The sequence below is a fragment of the Plantibacter sp. MDV22-iso1 genome (assembly GCF_058408345.1).
On the sequence record NZ_JBZVDY010000004.1, the window covers coordinates 1 to 14061 of the forward strand.

Sequence of the window (14061 nt, forward strand, 5' to 3'; positions counted from 1 at the left end):
GGACTTCTTCGTTGAAATGGCCACCCAAGGTTCTTGGGTGGCCATTTTGCGTTAAGTCGTCGTTTCACGGGTACCGTGGGACAAGAATTCAACAGTAGGTTGACGCCGGGTGACGGCGTCCGAGCACCGTGGAGATCATCGTGAGTGACCAGTCAGCAGACCAGCCCGACAAGGGTGAGCGACGTCCTCCGAGATCCTCCGGTGACAACCGTGGGAACGGTGGTGCTGCACGGCGCGATGATCGCGCTCGTGGCACCGATCGTCCCCAGCGATCCGACCGTCCAGCACGGAGTGGTGACCGCCCGTCATCAGGGGACCGTCCGCAGCGTTCGGACCGTCCGGCTTGGCAGAAAGATCGCCCGGCGGCGGGGGATCGTCCGCAGCGTTCGGATCGTCCCGCGCGCAGCGGTGACCGTCCGTCATCAGGAGACCGTCCGCAGCGTTCGGATCGTCCGGCCTGGCAGAAGGATCGACCAGCGTCCGGCGACCGTCCGCAACGGTCGGACCGTCCTGCCTGGCAGCGGGACCGTCCATCGTCGGGGGATCGTCCGCAGCGGTCTGACCGTCCTGCGCGGAGCGGCGACCGTCCGTCGTCCGGCGATCGTCCGGACCGTGGAAACCGGACCGACCGTGGTGGACGCGAGCTGTGGACGCGCGATGGTGCTCCAGCCCGCGGCGACCGAGACGCCTTCCGACGCGAGCGCGAGCTGACGGAAGAAGAGCGCATCGCGTTCGAGCTCAAGTCGATCCGGCCGCGTCACGACGACCCGGAGATCCCTGACGACGTCACGCCGCAGGACCTCGACAAGGGTGCGCGAAACGAGCTGAAGACCCTGAGCAAGGAGAACGCCGACGGCGTCGCCCAGCACCTGGCGATGGCGGCGCGACTGATCGACAGCGATCCTGCGTTGGCCCACCTCCACGCGATGTCCGCTGCCCGTCGGGCCGGCCGGATCGCGATGGTCCGCGAGACCCTCGCCATCACCGCGTACGAGACCGGCGACTACGCCCTCGCGCTTCGCGAACTGCGGACCTACCGCCGTATCTCCGGTAAGGACGACCAGTTGCCACTCATGGTGGACAGTGAACGCGGCGTCGGCCGACCGGAGCGTGCCTTGGAACTCGGACGGTCCGTCGATCGCTCGACCCTCGATGTGCCGGTCCGCGTCGCCCTCGCGATCGCGATGTCGGGTGCCCGGCTCGACCTCGGGCAGACCGAGGACGCGCTGCTCGAGCTGCAGATCCCGCAGCTCGACCCGAAGCGTGCGTTCTCCTACAGCCCGGCGTTGTTCAATGCCTACGCCGAGACCCTCGAGGTCCTCGGTCGCGAGGAGGAGGCGGCTGTCTGGCACGACCGTGCGATGATCGCTTCCGAAGCGCTCGAGCAGTCCGCTGCAGACGACGAGGGCGAGACGATGGTGGTCGTGGAGGAGTTCCTCGAGTTCGACGACGAACCCGAGTCGCCCGTGGCAGTGGCCCCTGAATCCGACGATCAGCCCGGGGAGGAGCCGTCCGGTGAGCCCGCTGCTGACGAGAAGGCCTAAGCCCGTGACCCCGCTCGACGGCGTCGACGTGGTCCTCGCCGATCTGGACGGCGTGGTCTACGCCGGTCCGAACCCGATCCCGCACGCAGTGGAGTCGCTGAACCTGGCGGCGGAACACGTTCGCGTCGGATACATCACGAACAACGCCTCACGGACGGACGCCTCCGTCGCGCAGCACCTGACCGATCTCGGCCTCAGCGTCGCGCCGGCAGAGGTCGTCACGAGCCCACAGGCCGCGGTCCGGCTGCTGGCCGGCCTCGTGCCCGCCGGGTCGACGATCCTGGTGGTCGGTGGCGCCGGGCTCGTCGACGAGGTCGAGAAGGGTGGCTTCGTCGTCACCCGCTCGGCTGAGGACTCGCCGGCTGCGGTGATCCAGGGGTTCGCTCCCGAAGTCGGCTGGTCGCAGCTGGCGGAAGCGGCGTTCGCGCTGCAAACGCCGACCGCCGACGGTTCCGAGCTGCCGTGGGTCGCGACGAACACGGACTGGACCATCCCGCAGGCTCGTGGGATCGCTCCGGGCAACGGCACGCTGGTGTCGGCCGTCCACACGGCGGTCGGCCGTCTGGCGACCGTCGCCGGGAAGCCTGAAGTGCCGATCTTCGATGAGGCGAAGGTGCGATTCGGCGCATCCAAGCCGCTCTTCATCGGAGACCGACTGGACACCGACATCCTCGGCGCGAACCGCGCCGGGATCGCGTCGGCCCTCGTCCTGACCGGCATCGATCGAGCCAAGCACGTCCTCGCGGCCGACCAGCACTCCCGGCCGACCTTCATCCTCGAGGACCTGCGGCAGCTGCACGAGCCGTATCCGGCCACCACCATGTCGCGCGACGGCAAGGCGGCGACGGTCGGTGCGGCCACCGTGCGGATCCGCGGGAACGACGTCGTGGTGGAGTCCGACGGCCCCTCCCGGATCGACCTGTTGCGTGCCGCGTGCGCCGCGATCTGGGCGTCCGGCCGTGCCATCTACGGGCTCAACGTCCCGGAGCACCTGTACGCGGAGTGATGCCCACCCCTCGGGAGGCGCGGGTCGCGACCGGTGTTCGCCCACAGCGGTTCCCGCGGGCGGCGACGGTGGCGGCCGGTAGGGTTGCCCTGTGACGAACGAACCGGAGCACCCGACCGACGGCCTCGTGTCCCGCGTCCGCCTCATCGACGAGCAGCCGCTCGAGGAGCGGGCCGCCGCGTACGGCGAGCTCGTCGACGAACTCCGGGCGACGCTCGATGGGAGCGACTCGCCGACGACGTCGGCGTAACGCATGGAGAACACACCCGAAGCACCGGCTGCAGCCGATTCGCCGGACGGCGCCGCGCAGCCCGCCCGCCTCGACGCCGCCCTCGCCGCGCGAGGACTCGCCCGCTCCAGAACCCATGCGGCCCAGCTCATCGCCGACGGGCTCGTGAGCGTCGACGACCGCACGATCGTGAAGGCCTCCCACCGGGTCCACCCGGATGCGCGGGTCGCCGTCGCCGGCGCCGACCACTACGTCAGTCGAGCCGCCCACAAGTTGCTCGCCGCCCTGGACACCTTCCCGGTCGTCGTCGACGACGCACTCGTCCTCGACGCCGGCGCCTCCACCGGCGGATTCACCCAGGTCCTGCTCGAGCGCGGAGCGCGTCGGGTGGTCGCCCTCGACGTCGGGCACGACCAGCTCGTGCCGCAGCTCCGAGACGACGAGCGGGTGCGGGTCGTGGAGGGGTGCAACGTCCGCTTCCTGACGCCGGAGCAGCTCAGCGACCTCACCGGCCTCGACGAGCGTCCGTCGCTCGTGGTCGGCGACCTCTCGTTCATCTCGCTCACCCAGGTGCTCCCGGCACTCGTGTCGGTCGTCGCGTCACCCGCGGAACTCGTCCTGCTCGTCAAACCGCAGTTCGAGGTCGGTCGTGGTGGCGTCCGTGAGGGCGTCGTCACCGATCCCGCGCTCCGTGCCGACGCCGTCGCAGGCGTCCTGTGGGCGGCCTGGGACCTCGGGCTGGGGACGGCCGGGCTCATCCCGTCGCCGATCGTCGGCACCCACGGCAACCGCGAGTATGTGGTGTGGATATCGGCCGAGCACGGAACCAATCCGACAGAATGGATGCAGCAGATCACCTCGATGGCTGGAGCGTAACCCGATGGCACATTCCACCGATCCTGCGGTAGCGGCGAGGAACATCCTGGTCGTCGCGCACACCGGTCGCGACGACTCCCGCGATGCCGCCGTGCTCGTGTCCAGGCTGCTCCTGGAGGCGGGCGTCCGCCCGGTCCTCAGCGCGCTGGAGCGGGCCGACCTCATCGCCGTCGACCCGGAGCTCGACGTCGTCTCCATCCTCGACGAGGAGGTCTCCCTCGGCGACATCGAACTGGCGATCGTCCTCGGCGGCGACGGCACGATCCTGCGAGCGGCCGAGGTCACCCGAGGATCGGCGGCGCCGCTGCTCGGGGTGAACCTCGGTCACATCGGCTTCCTCGCCGAGAGTGAACGCGACGACCTCGCCGAGACGGTCGAACGCGTCGTACGTCGCGACTACTTCGTGGAGGAGCGCATGACGCTCTCCGTCCGGGTCAAAGTCGGCGCGGAGGTCGTCTACGAGACCTGGGCGCTCAACGAGGCCACGGTCGAGAAGGCGAGCCGGGAACGCATGCTCGAGGTCGTGATCGAGGTCGATCAGCGTCCGCTCTCCTCCTTCGGGTGCGACGGGGTGGTCATCTCGACGCCGACCGGCTCAACCGCCTACAACTTCTCGGCGGGCGGCCCGGTCGTGTGGCCGTCGGTGGAGGCCATCACCCTCGTCCCGCTCAGCGCGCACGCCCTGTTCGCGAAGCCGCTCGTGGTCGGCCCGGAGTCGTCCCTCGCCGTCGAGGTCCTGGAACGCACCGACGGCCTCGGCGTGCTCTGGTGCGACGGCCGCCGGGCCAAGGACCTCCAGCCGGGCGCACGGGTGGTCGTCAGACGCTCCTCGGTGCCGGTCCGCCTCGCGCGCCTCCACGAGAGCACCTTCACCGATCGTCTCGTCAACAAGTTCCGGCTGCCGGTCACCGGTTGGCGCGGCCCCGTCGGACGCGAGGAGCCGATGACCGGCACGATCCACGTCCCGGCCTCCACGGCCACCCGACACCACAGCGATCAGGAGGGCACCGCATGATCGAGGAGATCGAGATCCGCGACCTCGGCGTCATCGCGTCCGGGACGCTCCCGCTCGGTCCCGGCTTCACCGCCGTGACGGGTGAGACCGGTGCCGGTAAGACGATGGTGGTCACCGCCCTCGGGCTGCTCCTCGGACAGCGGTCGGACAGCGGCGTCGTGCGAGCGGGCCAGAAGCAGACGAGTGTCCAGGGACGCTGGTTGGTGCCGGGCGACGGCGCGGTCGCCGAGCGCGTCCGCGAGGCCGGGGGAGACCTCGACCCCGCGGGTGATGCGGCAGAGCTGCTGCTCGGTCGGATCGTGACCGCCGAGGGCCGCGGCCGCGCGATTGTCGGCGGCCGGACGGCGCCCATCGGTATCCTCTCCGAACTCGGCGAGCAGCTCGTCGTCGTGCACGGGCAGTCCGACCAGATCCGGCTGCGGGCCGCGCCGGCCCAGCGGGACGCCCTGGACCGCTTCGCCGGTGAACCGCTCCAGCGGGCCCTCGGTGACTACCAGCGGCGCTACACGGAGCTCCTCGAGCTGCGGACGGAACTCGAGACCCTGACGAACGAGCGCGACACGCGACTCCTCGAGGCCGAGCAGCTGCGCGTCGCGCTCGCCGAGATCGAGCAGGCCGACCCGCAGCCCGGCGAGGACGCCGAGCTCGCCGAGCGCGCCGATCGACTGACGAACCTCGAAGAGCTCCGTCTCTCGGCTGCCGGCGCCCGAGAACTCGTCTCGGCCGAGGCGGGCGAGGAGAGCGACGTCGTCGGACTCCTCGAAGGCGCGCGGCGGCAGCTCGACCGGGCCTCGGTGCACGATCCCGCCCTCGGCGCGATCGCCGCGAGTGTCGCCAACGCGAGCTACCTGGCCGCGGAGATCGCCGCCGAGCTCTCGAGCTACCTCGCCGGACTCGACGAGGACGGCGCTCGCGAACTCGAGGTCGTCCAGGAGCGCCGTGCCACGCTCTCGACACTCGCCAGGAAGTACGGGCCGACGCCTGAGGACGTCCTGCACCTGCTCGAGACGGGCAGCACCCGCCTGATGGAGCTCGACGGCGACTCCGACCGCATCACCCAGCTCGAGGGCGACGTCGAACGGCTCTCCGGGGAGGTCGATGCCGCTGCCGCGACGTTGAGTGCCGTCCGGGTCGAAGCCGCTGCTCGACTCGGCGCAGCTGCGAGCGCGGAACTGCGCTCGCTCGCCATGGCCGAGGCGGAGCTCGTCGTCGAGGTGTCCGATCGCGACGACCTCACGCTGCACGGCAAGGACGTGATCGCCTTCCTCCTCCGGCCGCACGCCGGTGCCGAGCCCCGACCGCTCGGCAAGGGCGCCTCGGGCGGAGAGCTGTCCCGGGTGATGCTCGCCCTCGAGGTCGTCATCGCCGGCGCGGACCCCGTACCGACCTTCGTGTTCGACGAGGTCGACGCCGGCGTCGGCGGAGCCGCGGCGATCGAGATCGGGCGTCGCCTCGCGGCCCTCGCCGAACGCTCGCAGGTGATCGTCGTCACCCACCTCGCGCAGGTCGCGGCCTTCGCGAACAACCACCTGAGCGTGGTCAAGGGCGGAGACGGTTCGGTGACGGCGTCGAGCGTGCGCCAGCTCGTCGGCGCCGAGCGGGAGGCGGAGATGGCGCGGCTGCTCTCCGGGCTCGCGGAGTCCGACAGCGGCCTCGCCCACGCCCGCGAACTGCTCGCCCTCGCAGCTTCCTGACGACGCGACCGCGAAGGAAGCGACACATGGACCCGAACTGGATGGTAGGATAAAAGCCCGTGGTGAATACTTCTGAAGCGGGCAACCTGAACTCTCCGATCGACGGCATCGTCTCGGGCTCCAACGGCACGACCAAGCACATCTTCGTGACTGGTGGTGTCGTTTCTTCGTTGGGCAAGGGGCTCACCGCAGCCAGCCTCGGCAACCTGCTGACGGCGCGCGGGCTCCGGGTGGTCATGCAGAAGCTCGACCCCTACCTCAACGTCGACCCGGGCACGATGAACCCGTTCCAGCACGGCGAGGTCTTCGTGACCGACGACGGCGCCGAGACCGACCTCGACATCGGCCACTACGAGCGGTTCCTCGACATCGAGCTGAGCCAGGCCGCGAACGTGACGACGGGTCAGATCTACTCGACCGTGATCGCCAAGGAGCGTCGCGGCGAGTACCTCGGCGACACCGTGCAGGTGATCCCGCACATCACGGACGAGATCAAGCGCCGCATGCGCCTCCAGGCGTCCGAGACCCCCCAGCCCGACGTGATCATCACCGAGATCGGTGGCACGGTCGGCGACATCGAGTCGCAGCCGTTCATCGAGTCGGCTCGCCAGATCCGCCACGAGCTCGGCCGGAACAACGTGTTCTTCGTCCACGTCTCGCTCGTGCCGTACATGGGCGCCTCCGGTGAGCAGAAGACGAAGCCGACGCAGCACTCCGTCGCGGCCCTCCGGTCCATCGGCATCCAGCCCGACGCACTCGTGCTCCGCAGCGACCGCCCGGTGACCGAGAGCAACAAGCGCAAGATCGCGCTCATGTGCGACGTCGACGAGGACGCGGTCGTGAACGCGGTCGACGTCCCGAGCATCTACGACATCCCCACCATGCTGAACGACCAGGGCCTCGACGCCTACATCGCCGACCGCCTGGGTCTCGTCACCAACGAGGTCGACTGGAGCGGCTGGGCCGACCTCCTCGAGGCCGTTCACCACCCGAAGCACGCCGTCACCATCGGCCTCGTCGGCAAGTACATCGACCTGCCCGACGCCTACCTGTCGGTGACCGAGGCGCTCAAGGCCGGCGGCTTCGCCCACGACACGAAGGTCAGCATCCGTTGGATCCCGTCCGACGACTGCGAGACCGTCGACGGAGCGATCAAGGCGCTCGCCGACGTCGATGGCATCTGCGTCCCCGGCGGCTTCGGCATCCGCGGCATCGAGGGCAAGCTCGGCGCCCTGAAGTTCGCCCGCGAGAACGGCATCCCGGTACTCGGCCTCTGCCTCGGCCTGCAGTGCATGGTCATCGAATACGCCCGGAACGTCGTCGGGCTCGAGGGCGCCAGCTCCTCCGAGTTCGACCCCGACACGCAGTTCCCCGTCATCGCGACGATGGCCGAGCAGGTCGAGATCATCGCCGGCGGCGACCTCGGCGGCACGATGCGCCTCGGTCTGTACGCGGCGAAGCTCGACGAGGGCTCGATCGTCGCCGAGCTGTACGGTGCGGACGAGGTGTCCGAGCGTCACCGTCACCGCTACGAGGTGAACAACGGCTACCGCCAGCAGATCGCGGACGCCGGCCTCCAGTTCTCCGGCCTGTCGCCCGACGGCACGCTCGTCGAGTACGTCGAGCTGCCGCGCGAGGTGCACCCGTTCTACGTCGCCACGCAGGCGCACCCCGAGCTGCGGTCGCGCCCGAACCACGCGCACCCGCTGTTCGCCGGTCTCGTCGGTGCTTCGCTCGAGCGCCAGCAGGCGAGCCGGCTGTTCGACGTCGCCAATGGTTGAGTCGTTCGGTGACGCCGCGTCGTTGCGCGACGAGGCGCACCCCGTCGAGGTGGTGTCCTCCGAGCGCGCGTTCGCGGGCAAGGTGTGGGACATCCGTCGGGAGACGTTCCGCTACGGTGACGGGGAGGTCGTGCGCGAGTTCGTCGACCACACCGGGGCGGTGGCGGTGTTGGCGCTCGACGCCGACGAGCGCGTCCTGCTCATCCAGCAGTACCGCCACCCGATCGGGGAGCGCGACTGGGAGCTGCCTGCCGGCCTGCTCGACATCGCGGGGGAGGACCCGGCCGTGGCCGCGGGTCGCGAGCTGGAGGAGGAGGCCGATCTGGTCGCCGGTTCGCTTCAGCTGCTGACGGAGTTCTACACGACGCCCGGTGGCAGCAACGAGTCGATCCGCATCTATCTCGCGCGTGACCTCACCGCGACCGCCGAGGCCTTCGCCCGTGCTGAGGAGGAGGCGGACATCCTCGTGGAGTGGGTGCCGCTCGACGACGCCGTGGCCGCGGTACTCGACGGCCGGCTCCACAACTCGATCCTGATGCTCGGCGTCCTCACAGCCGCCGCGGCTCGGGATCGCGGGTGGTCGACGCTGCGCGACAGCGGCGACTCCACGATCGGGCCGGGCGGAGCCTGAGGCGTGGCGCTCGATCGCGCGGTCGCCGACTACCTGCGGCACATCGCGATCGAGCGCGGGCTGTCGGCCAATACGCAAGCCGCCTATCGGCGTGATCTCGAGGGCTACCTCGCCTGGCTCGGGGCGCACGGCGTCGTCGAGGCTCCGGCCGTCACCGCTGCGCACGTGTCGGAGTACCCGGCGTCGCTCCGGACACCCGAGGGGCAGCCGGTGCGTGCGTCCTCGCTCGCCAGGGTGCTGTCGTCGATCCGTGGTCTGCACCGGTTCCTGCTCGACGAACAGCTCGTCGAGGTCGACGTCGCACGTGAGGTGCGGCCGCCGAAGCTCCCGGGGCGGCTCCCGAAGGCGATCACGATCGACCAGGTCCGCGCACTGCTCGAGACGACCGACGGCGACGACCTGCTCGCCGTCCGCGACAAGGCGCTCCTCGAACTGCTCTACGCGACCGGAGCCCGGGTCTCGGAAGCCGTCGGCCTGAACGTCGACGACGTCATCGACACCGACATCGTCCGACTCCTCGGCAAGGGCGGCAAGCAGCGGATCGTGCCGCTCGGCAGCTTCGCCCGCGACGCCGTCGACCGCTACCTCGTGCGCGTCCGGCCGGTCTTCTCCGGCCTCGGTCGGTCCACGCCGGCGCTGTTCCTGGGGCAGCGCGGTGCGCGACTGTCCCGGCAGAGCGCATGGCTCGTCCTCCAGCGTGCCGCCGAGCGCGCCGGACTCGAGTCGCACGTGTCGCCGCACACCCTCCGACACTCCTTCGCGACGCACCTGCTGCAGGGCGGCGCCGACGTCCGGGTCGTGCAGGAACTCCTCGGTCACTCCTCGGTGGCGACGACGCAGCTGTACACGCTGGTGACGGTCGACAACCTCCGTGATGTGTACACGCAGTCCCATCCCCGGGCGAGATGGACCGCGGGCGGAGCGGCACCGCAGGCCTGACCCGTGGCCCGGTAGACTCGTCACTCGAACGACAGCAAGCGGGAGCGAGGCAACACCGGTGGCCGGTACGAAGCACACGAGCGCAGTGCAGGATTCTGCGCGCAAGACCGCCGCCGAACTGAACCCGAACGGCCCGACCGGCCGCCCGCGTCGTGAGTTCGCGGTGCCGCCCGCGCTGGCGCAGCACGGACCGGCACGCATCATCTCGCTCTGCAACCAGAAGGGCGGGGTCGGCAAAACGACGACCACCATCAGTCTGTCCGCCGCGCTGGCCGAATACGGCCGCCGGGTGCTCGTCGTCGACTTCGATCCGCAGGGCGCGCTGTCCGCCGGTCTCGGCATCTCCACCCACGACTCCAACACCGTGTACGACCTGCTGCTCGGCACCGTGAAGGACCCGGCCGAGGTCATCCAGCACACCGCCATCGAGGGTCTCGACGTACTTCCGGCCAACATCGACCTCTCGGCCGCCGAGGTCCACCTCGTCAACGAGGTCGCGCGAGAGACGATCCTGGCCCGGGTGCTCCGCAAGGTGTCCGACGACTACGACGTCATCCTGATCGACTGCCAGCCCTCGCTCGGCCTCCTCACGGTCAACGCCCTCACCGCCAGCCACGGGGTGCTCATCCCGCTCGAGTGCGAGTTCTTCGCGCTCCGCGGTGTCGCGCTGCTCATCGAGACCATCGACAAGGTGCGCGACCGCCTCAACCCGGCGATCGAGCTCGACGGGATCCTCGCCACCATGTACGACTCCCGGACGCTGCACTCGCGCGAGGTCCTCGAGCGCGTCGTCGACGCGTTCGGCGAGAAGGTCCTCGAGACGGTCATCGGACGGACCGTGAAGTTCCCCGACGCGAGCGTCGCCGGAACCCCGATCACCGAGTTCGCACCGGAGCACGCCGCCGCGAAGGCCTACCGTCAGCTCGCGAGAGAGCTCATCTCCCGTGGCGCGATCGCCTGATCCCGCGCGGACGCCCGTTGCCGTCCTCCCTCCGGCCGGCGACACCGGCTCGCGCTCCGATGAGGCGACGACCGTCGACCCCGCGCCGGCACCGTCGTTCCGGGTGTCGTTCGAGGGTTTCGAAGGACCCTTCGACCTCCTGCTGACCCTCATCGGCAAGCACGAACTCGACATCACGGAGGTCTCGCTCAGCCGCGTGACCGATGAGTTCATCGCCTACCTGCGGACGCTCGAGGCCGATGACGAACTCGACCAGGCGAGCGAGTTCCTCGTCGTGGCGGCCACCCTGCTCGACCTCAAGATCGCGGGGCTGCTGCCGCAGGGCGAACTCGTCGACGCGGAGGACGTCGCCCTGTTGGAGGCGCGGGACCTGCTGTTCGCCCGCCTGTTGCAGTACCGCGCGTTCAAGCAGGCGTCCGCGTGGTTCGCGGAGCGCCTCGACCTGGAGGCGGCGCGCCACTTCCGGGCGGTCAGGCTGGAGGAGCAGTACCGCCAGCAGACCCCGGAACTCGTCTGGACGCTGACCGCGCAGGACTTCGGCGCACTCGCGACGCTCGCGTTCACGCCACGCGAGGTGCCGACCGTCGGTCTCGACCACCTGCACGCTCCGCTCGTGAGCATCCGGGAGCAGGCGGCGCACGTCGTCGCCATCCTGCGCCGCGGCGGGTCCCACACCTTCCGCGAGCTCGTGGCCGGTGCGGAGCTGAAGGGCGTGGTCATCGCGCGCTTCATCGCCGTGCTCGAACTGTACCGGCACGCTGCGCTGTCCTTCGAGCAGATCGAACCGCTCGGCGAGCTCACGCTCCGCTGGACCGCCGAGACCTGGAACGACGACAGCCTCGCCAACCTGGGAGCCGATTACGATGCCTGACGCGACACCCGAGTCGATCGAGCGGCCGACGGACGCCGCCCAGAGCCTGCCGCCCGAGCCCGCGCCGGTGCCCGCACCGGACGTCCCACGGGCGCTCGAGGCGATCCTCATGGTCGCCGACGAACCGCAGAGCCTCGTGAACCTCGCCGCTGCCGTGCACGTGCCGGTCGGAGCCGTCCGACGGGCCATCGCCGACCTCGTCGCCGACTACGACGGCGAACGCGGTGGCGTCCGACGCGGATTCGAACTCCGCGAGGTCGGCGGCGGCTGGCGGATCTACGTCCGGGCCGATTACGACGCGCTCGTCACCGACTACGTCGTGACGCAGAACCCGACGAAGCTGTCGCAGGCGGCGCTCGAGACCCTGGCCGTGATCGCCTACAAGCAGCCGATCAGCCGCGGCGCGATCGCCTCGATCCGCGCCGTCAACGTCGACTCCGTCGTCCGCACCCTCCTCGGGCGCGGACTCATCACGGAGATGTTCACCGACAGTGAGACGGGTGCCATCAACTACGGCACCACCGATCTCCTGCTCACCCAACTTGGTATCAACGCCATCGAGGAGCTGCCGCGGATCTCGCCGTTGCTCGACGATGGCCGGGAAGGATTCGACAGTGACCAGCACTGAATCAGAGGGCATCCGCTTGCAGAAGGTGCTGGCGAACGCCGGCGTCGCCTCGAGGCGCGTGTCGGAGCAGCTCATCGAGGACGGCCGCGTGGAGGTGAACGGCGTCGTCGTGACCGAGCTCGGCTCGAGGATCGACCCGGAGCACGACCTCGTGTCCGTCGACGGCAGCGCCATCCAGCTCGACGCCTCGAAGCGCTACCTCATGCTCAACAAGCCGGTGGGCATCTACAGCTCGCTGAAGGACGACCGCGGTCGCCCCGACCTGCGCCGCTTCACCGAGCAGTACGAGGAACGACTGTTCAACGTCGGCCGCCTCGACGCCGAGACGAGCGGTCTGCTCATCCTCACCAACGACGGCGACCTCGCGCACGTGCTCGCCCACCCCTCCTTCGGTGTGCAGAAGACGTACATCGCGAAGGTCACCGGCAAGGTGACCCCGCAGGTCCTCGCGAAGCTGACCGCGGGCATCGAGCTCGAGGACGGACCGATCTCCGCAGACAAGGCCCGCCTGCTCGGCACCGAGGACGGCTCCAGTCTCGTGGAGCTCACGCTGCACTCCGGGCGGAACCGCATCGTCCGTCGCATGCTCGACGCCGTCGGCCACCCGGTCGTCGACCTCGTGCGCCGTCAGTTCGGTCCGCTGCACCTCGGGACGCTCGGATCCGGCCAGTTGCGCGAGCTCAGCAAGGACGAACTCGGCGCCATCCTGACCATCGCCCGCGCACACGGTCCTGAAGCCCGCGCGGCCGACGGCACGGCAGCGGAGGCGCCGGAGCCGACGGAATGAGCGACCTGAGCGCAGCTCCCGCCCGCGTGCAGGGCTCGGTCCGCATCGTCGGAGCCGGCCTCCTCGGCGCGAGCATCGGACTCGCGCTGCGCGCCAAGGGCGTCGACATCATCCTCGACGACGCATCGCCCAGTCAGTTGCGCCTCGCCGTCGACTACGGCGCGGGTCGTGCGGCGGAACCCTCCGACGACCCGTCCGTCGTCGTCATCTGCGTCCCGCCGGACGTCACCGCTCGCGTCATCGAGGCCGAACTCGCCGCGTTTCCAAGCGCCGTCGTGACCGACGTCGCGAGCGTCAAGCTCGAACCGTACCGCGCACTGCTCGAGCGCGGTGTCGACCTCACCCGGTACATCGGTTCGCACCCGCTCGCCGGCCGTGAGCGCGGGGGAGCGATCTCGGCGCGAGCCGACCTCTTCCTCGGTCGCCCGTGGGTGATCTGCCGCGACGCCGAGACACCCGCCTGGGCGCTGTCGCAGGTGGAGGGCCTCGCGCTCGACCTCGGCACCATCCCGATGGAGATGACGCCGGACGAACACGACCGCTTCGTCGCGCTCGTCTCGCACACGCCGCAACTCGTCGCGAGCCTCCTGGCCGCCCAGCTGCAGGACGCCGAGGAGGGCGCCATCCAGCTCGCCGGACAGGGGCTGCGCGACACCGTCCGCATCGCCTCGAGCGCGCCGGAGCTCTGGGTCCAGATCCTCAGCGCCAACCACGCCGAGGTCCTCCCGGTGCTCGAGCAGCTGTCCGCCGACCTCGCGTCCGTCATCTCGGCACTCCGGGACCCGGAGGTGCCGGGCGCTCGCCGCACGATCGCGGACACGATCGCCGCCGGCAACACCGGCGTCGCACGGCTCCCCGGCAAGCACGGCCAGAACCGCCGGTTCGCGAGCATCGTCGTCCTGCTCGACGACCGCCCCGGCCAGCTGGGCGCCCTGTTCACCGAGCTCGGCGAGATCGGCGTCAACATCGAGGACCTGCGTCTGGAGCACTCGCCCGGCGCGAACATCGGTCTCGCGGAGGTCCAGGTCCTCCCCGAGGTGAAGCAGCGCACCGTCGACGACCTCGAGTCGCGCGGCTGGCGCATCGCGGAAGTATAGGA

The 14061-nt window shown here is 70.1% G+C and carries 15 protein-coding genes; all 15 read left to right on the forward strand.

Going from position 1 to position 14061, the window contains the following annotated elements:
- Positions 1 to 201: 201 nt before the first annotated feature.
- Positions 202 to 711 carry a hypothetical protein gene (locus AC4PMY_RS16995; RefSeq protein WP_491623260.1) on the forward strand — a complete coding sequence of 170 codons (510 nt, stop codon included), beginning with the start codon at positions 202 to 204 and terminating at the stop codon, positions 709 to 711.
- A 164-nt stretch (positions 712 to 875) separates the two neighbouring features.
- On the forward strand, positions 876 to 1544 hold the full coding sequence (locus AC4PMY_RS17000) for a hypothetical protein (RefSeq protein ID WP_231884348.1): 669 nt from the start codon (positions 876 to 878) through the stop codon (positions 1542 to 1544).
- A 4-nt stretch (positions 1545 to 1548) separates the two neighbouring features.
- Positions 1549 to 2550: an HAD-IIA family hydrolase gene (locus AC4PMY_RS17005; RefSeq protein ID WP_240555473.1), complete on the forward strand. Its 1002-nt coding sequence runs from the start codon at positions 1549 to 1551 to the stop codon at positions 2548 to 2550.
- Between the two features lie 91 nt (positions 2551 to 2641).
- The gene (locus AC4PMY_RS17010; protein ID WP_491623261.1) at positions 2642 to 2800 is read left to right on the forward strand and encodes a hypothetical protein; all 159 of its coding nucleotides are present in this window, start codon (positions 2642 to 2644) and stop codon (positions 2798 to 2800) included.
- Positions 2801 to 2803: 3 nt separating this feature from the next.
- Complete coding sequence (locus AC4PMY_RS17015; protein WP_064295494.1) at positions 2804 to 3655, forward strand: TlyA family RNA methyltransferase; 852 nt, start codon at positions 2804 to 2806, stop codon at positions 3653 to 3655.
- Positions 3656 to 3659: 4 nt separating this feature from the next.
- Positions 3660 to 4670: an NAD kinase gene (locus tag AC4PMY_RS17020; protein ID WP_079002652.1), complete on the forward strand. Its 1011-nt coding sequence runs from the start codon at positions 3660 to 3662 to the stop codon at positions 4668 to 4670.
- Positions 4667 to 6364 (forward strand): DNA repair protein RecN, encoded by a 1698-nt coding sequence (recN, locus tag AC4PMY_RS17025; protein WP_064295493.1) that lies wholly within the window; start codon positions 4667 to 4669, stop codon positions 6362 to 6364. Before AC4PMY_RS17020 ends, recN begins: the two co-directional genes overlap by 4 nt.
- Positions 6365 to 6450: 86 nt before the next feature.
- A complete protein-coding gene (gene pyrG / locus AC4PMY_RS17030; RefSeq protein WP_304440864.1) occupies positions 6451 to 8145 on the forward strand; it encodes a CTP synthase in 1695 nt (564 codons plus the stop codon).
- Positions 8138 to 8776 (forward strand): NUDIX domain-containing protein, encoded by a 639-nt coding sequence (locus AC4PMY_RS17035; RefSeq protein WP_064295492.1) that lies wholly within the window; start codon positions 8138 to 8140, stop codon positions 8774 to 8776. Before pyrG ends, AC4PMY_RS17035 begins: the two co-directional genes overlap by 8 nt.
- A 3-nt stretch (positions 8777 to 8779) precedes the next feature.
- Positions 8780 to 9715, forward strand: a complete 936-nt coding sequence (gene xerD, locus AC4PMY_RS17040; protein ID WP_491623262.1) for a site-specific tyrosine recombinase XerD — start codon at positions 8780 to 8782, stop codon at positions 9713 to 9715.
- A gap of 85 nt (positions 9716 to 9800) precedes the next feature.
- Positions 9801 to 10676, forward strand: a complete 876-nt coding sequence (locus tag AC4PMY_RS17045) for a ParA family protein (protein ID WP_064295505.1) — start codon at positions 9801 to 9803, stop codon at positions 10674 to 10676.
- 103 nt (positions 10677 to 10779) lie between these two features.
- Complete coding sequence (locus tag AC4PMY_RS17050; protein WP_064295504.1) at positions 10780 to 11547, forward strand: segregation and condensation protein A; 768 nt, start codon at positions 10780 to 10782, stop codon at positions 11545 to 11547.
- Positions 11540 to 12175 (forward strand): SMC-Scp complex subunit ScpB, encoded by a 636-nt coding sequence (scpB, locus tag AC4PMY_RS17055; protein WP_064295490.1) that lies wholly within the window; start codon positions 11540 to 11542, stop codon positions 12173 to 12175. The genes AC4PMY_RS17050 and scpB overlap by 8 nt, the downstream gene beginning before the upstream one ends.
- Positions 12141 to 12962 carry a pseudouridine synthase gene (locus tag AC4PMY_RS17060; RefSeq protein ID WP_064295489.1) on the forward strand — a complete coding sequence of 274 codons (822 nt, stop codon included), beginning with the start codon at positions 12141 to 12143 and terminating at the stop codon, positions 12960 to 12962. The genes scpB and AC4PMY_RS17060 overlap by 35 nt, the downstream gene beginning before the upstream one ends.
- Positions 12959 to 14059: a prephenate dehydrogenase gene (locus AC4PMY_RS17065; protein ID WP_064295488.1), complete on the forward strand. Its 1101-nt coding sequence runs from the start codon at positions 12959 to 12961 to the stop codon at positions 14057 to 14059. The genes AC4PMY_RS17060 and AC4PMY_RS17065 overlap by 4 nt, the downstream gene beginning before the upstream one ends.
- The last annotated feature ends 2 nt before the right edge of the window (positions 14060 to 14061 follow it).

What these genes read in the sequence shown, in the direction of transcription:
- scpB (WP_064295490.1), top strand. Translation starts at nt 11,540, where the DNA reads ATGCCTGACGCGACACCCGAGTCGATCGAGCGGCCGACGGACGCCGCC.
- AC4PMY_RS17020 (WP_079002652.1), top strand. Translation starts at nt 3,660, where the DNA reads ATGGCACATTCCACCGATCCTGCGGTAGCGGCGAGGAACATCCTGGTC.
- AC4PMY_RS17060 (WP_064295489.1), top strand. Translation starts at nt 12,141, where the DNA reads ATGGCCGGGAAGGATTCGACAGTGACCAGCACTGAATCAGAGGGCATC.
- recN (WP_064295493.1), top strand. Translation starts at nt 4,667, where the DNA reads ATGATCGAGGAGATCGAGATCCGCGACCTCGGCGTCATCGCGTCCGGG.
- AC4PMY_RS17015 (WP_064295494.1), top strand. Translation starts at nt 2,804, where the DNA reads ATGGAGAACACACCCGAAGCACCGGCTGCAGCCGATTCGCCGGACGGC.
- AC4PMY_RS17000 (WP_231884348.1), top strand. Translation starts at nt 876, where the DNA reads ATGGCGGCGCGACTGATCGACAGCGATCCTGCGTTGGCCCACCTCCAC.
- AC4PMY_RS17035 (WP_064295492.1), top strand. Translation starts at nt 8,138, where the DNA reads ATGGTTGAGTCGTTCGGTGACGCCGCGTCGTTGCGCGACGAGGCGCAC.
- AC4PMY_RS17065 (WP_064295488.1), top strand. Translation starts at nt 12,959, where the DNA reads ATGAGCGACCTGAGCGCAGCTCCCGCCCGCGTGCAGGGCTCGGTCCGC.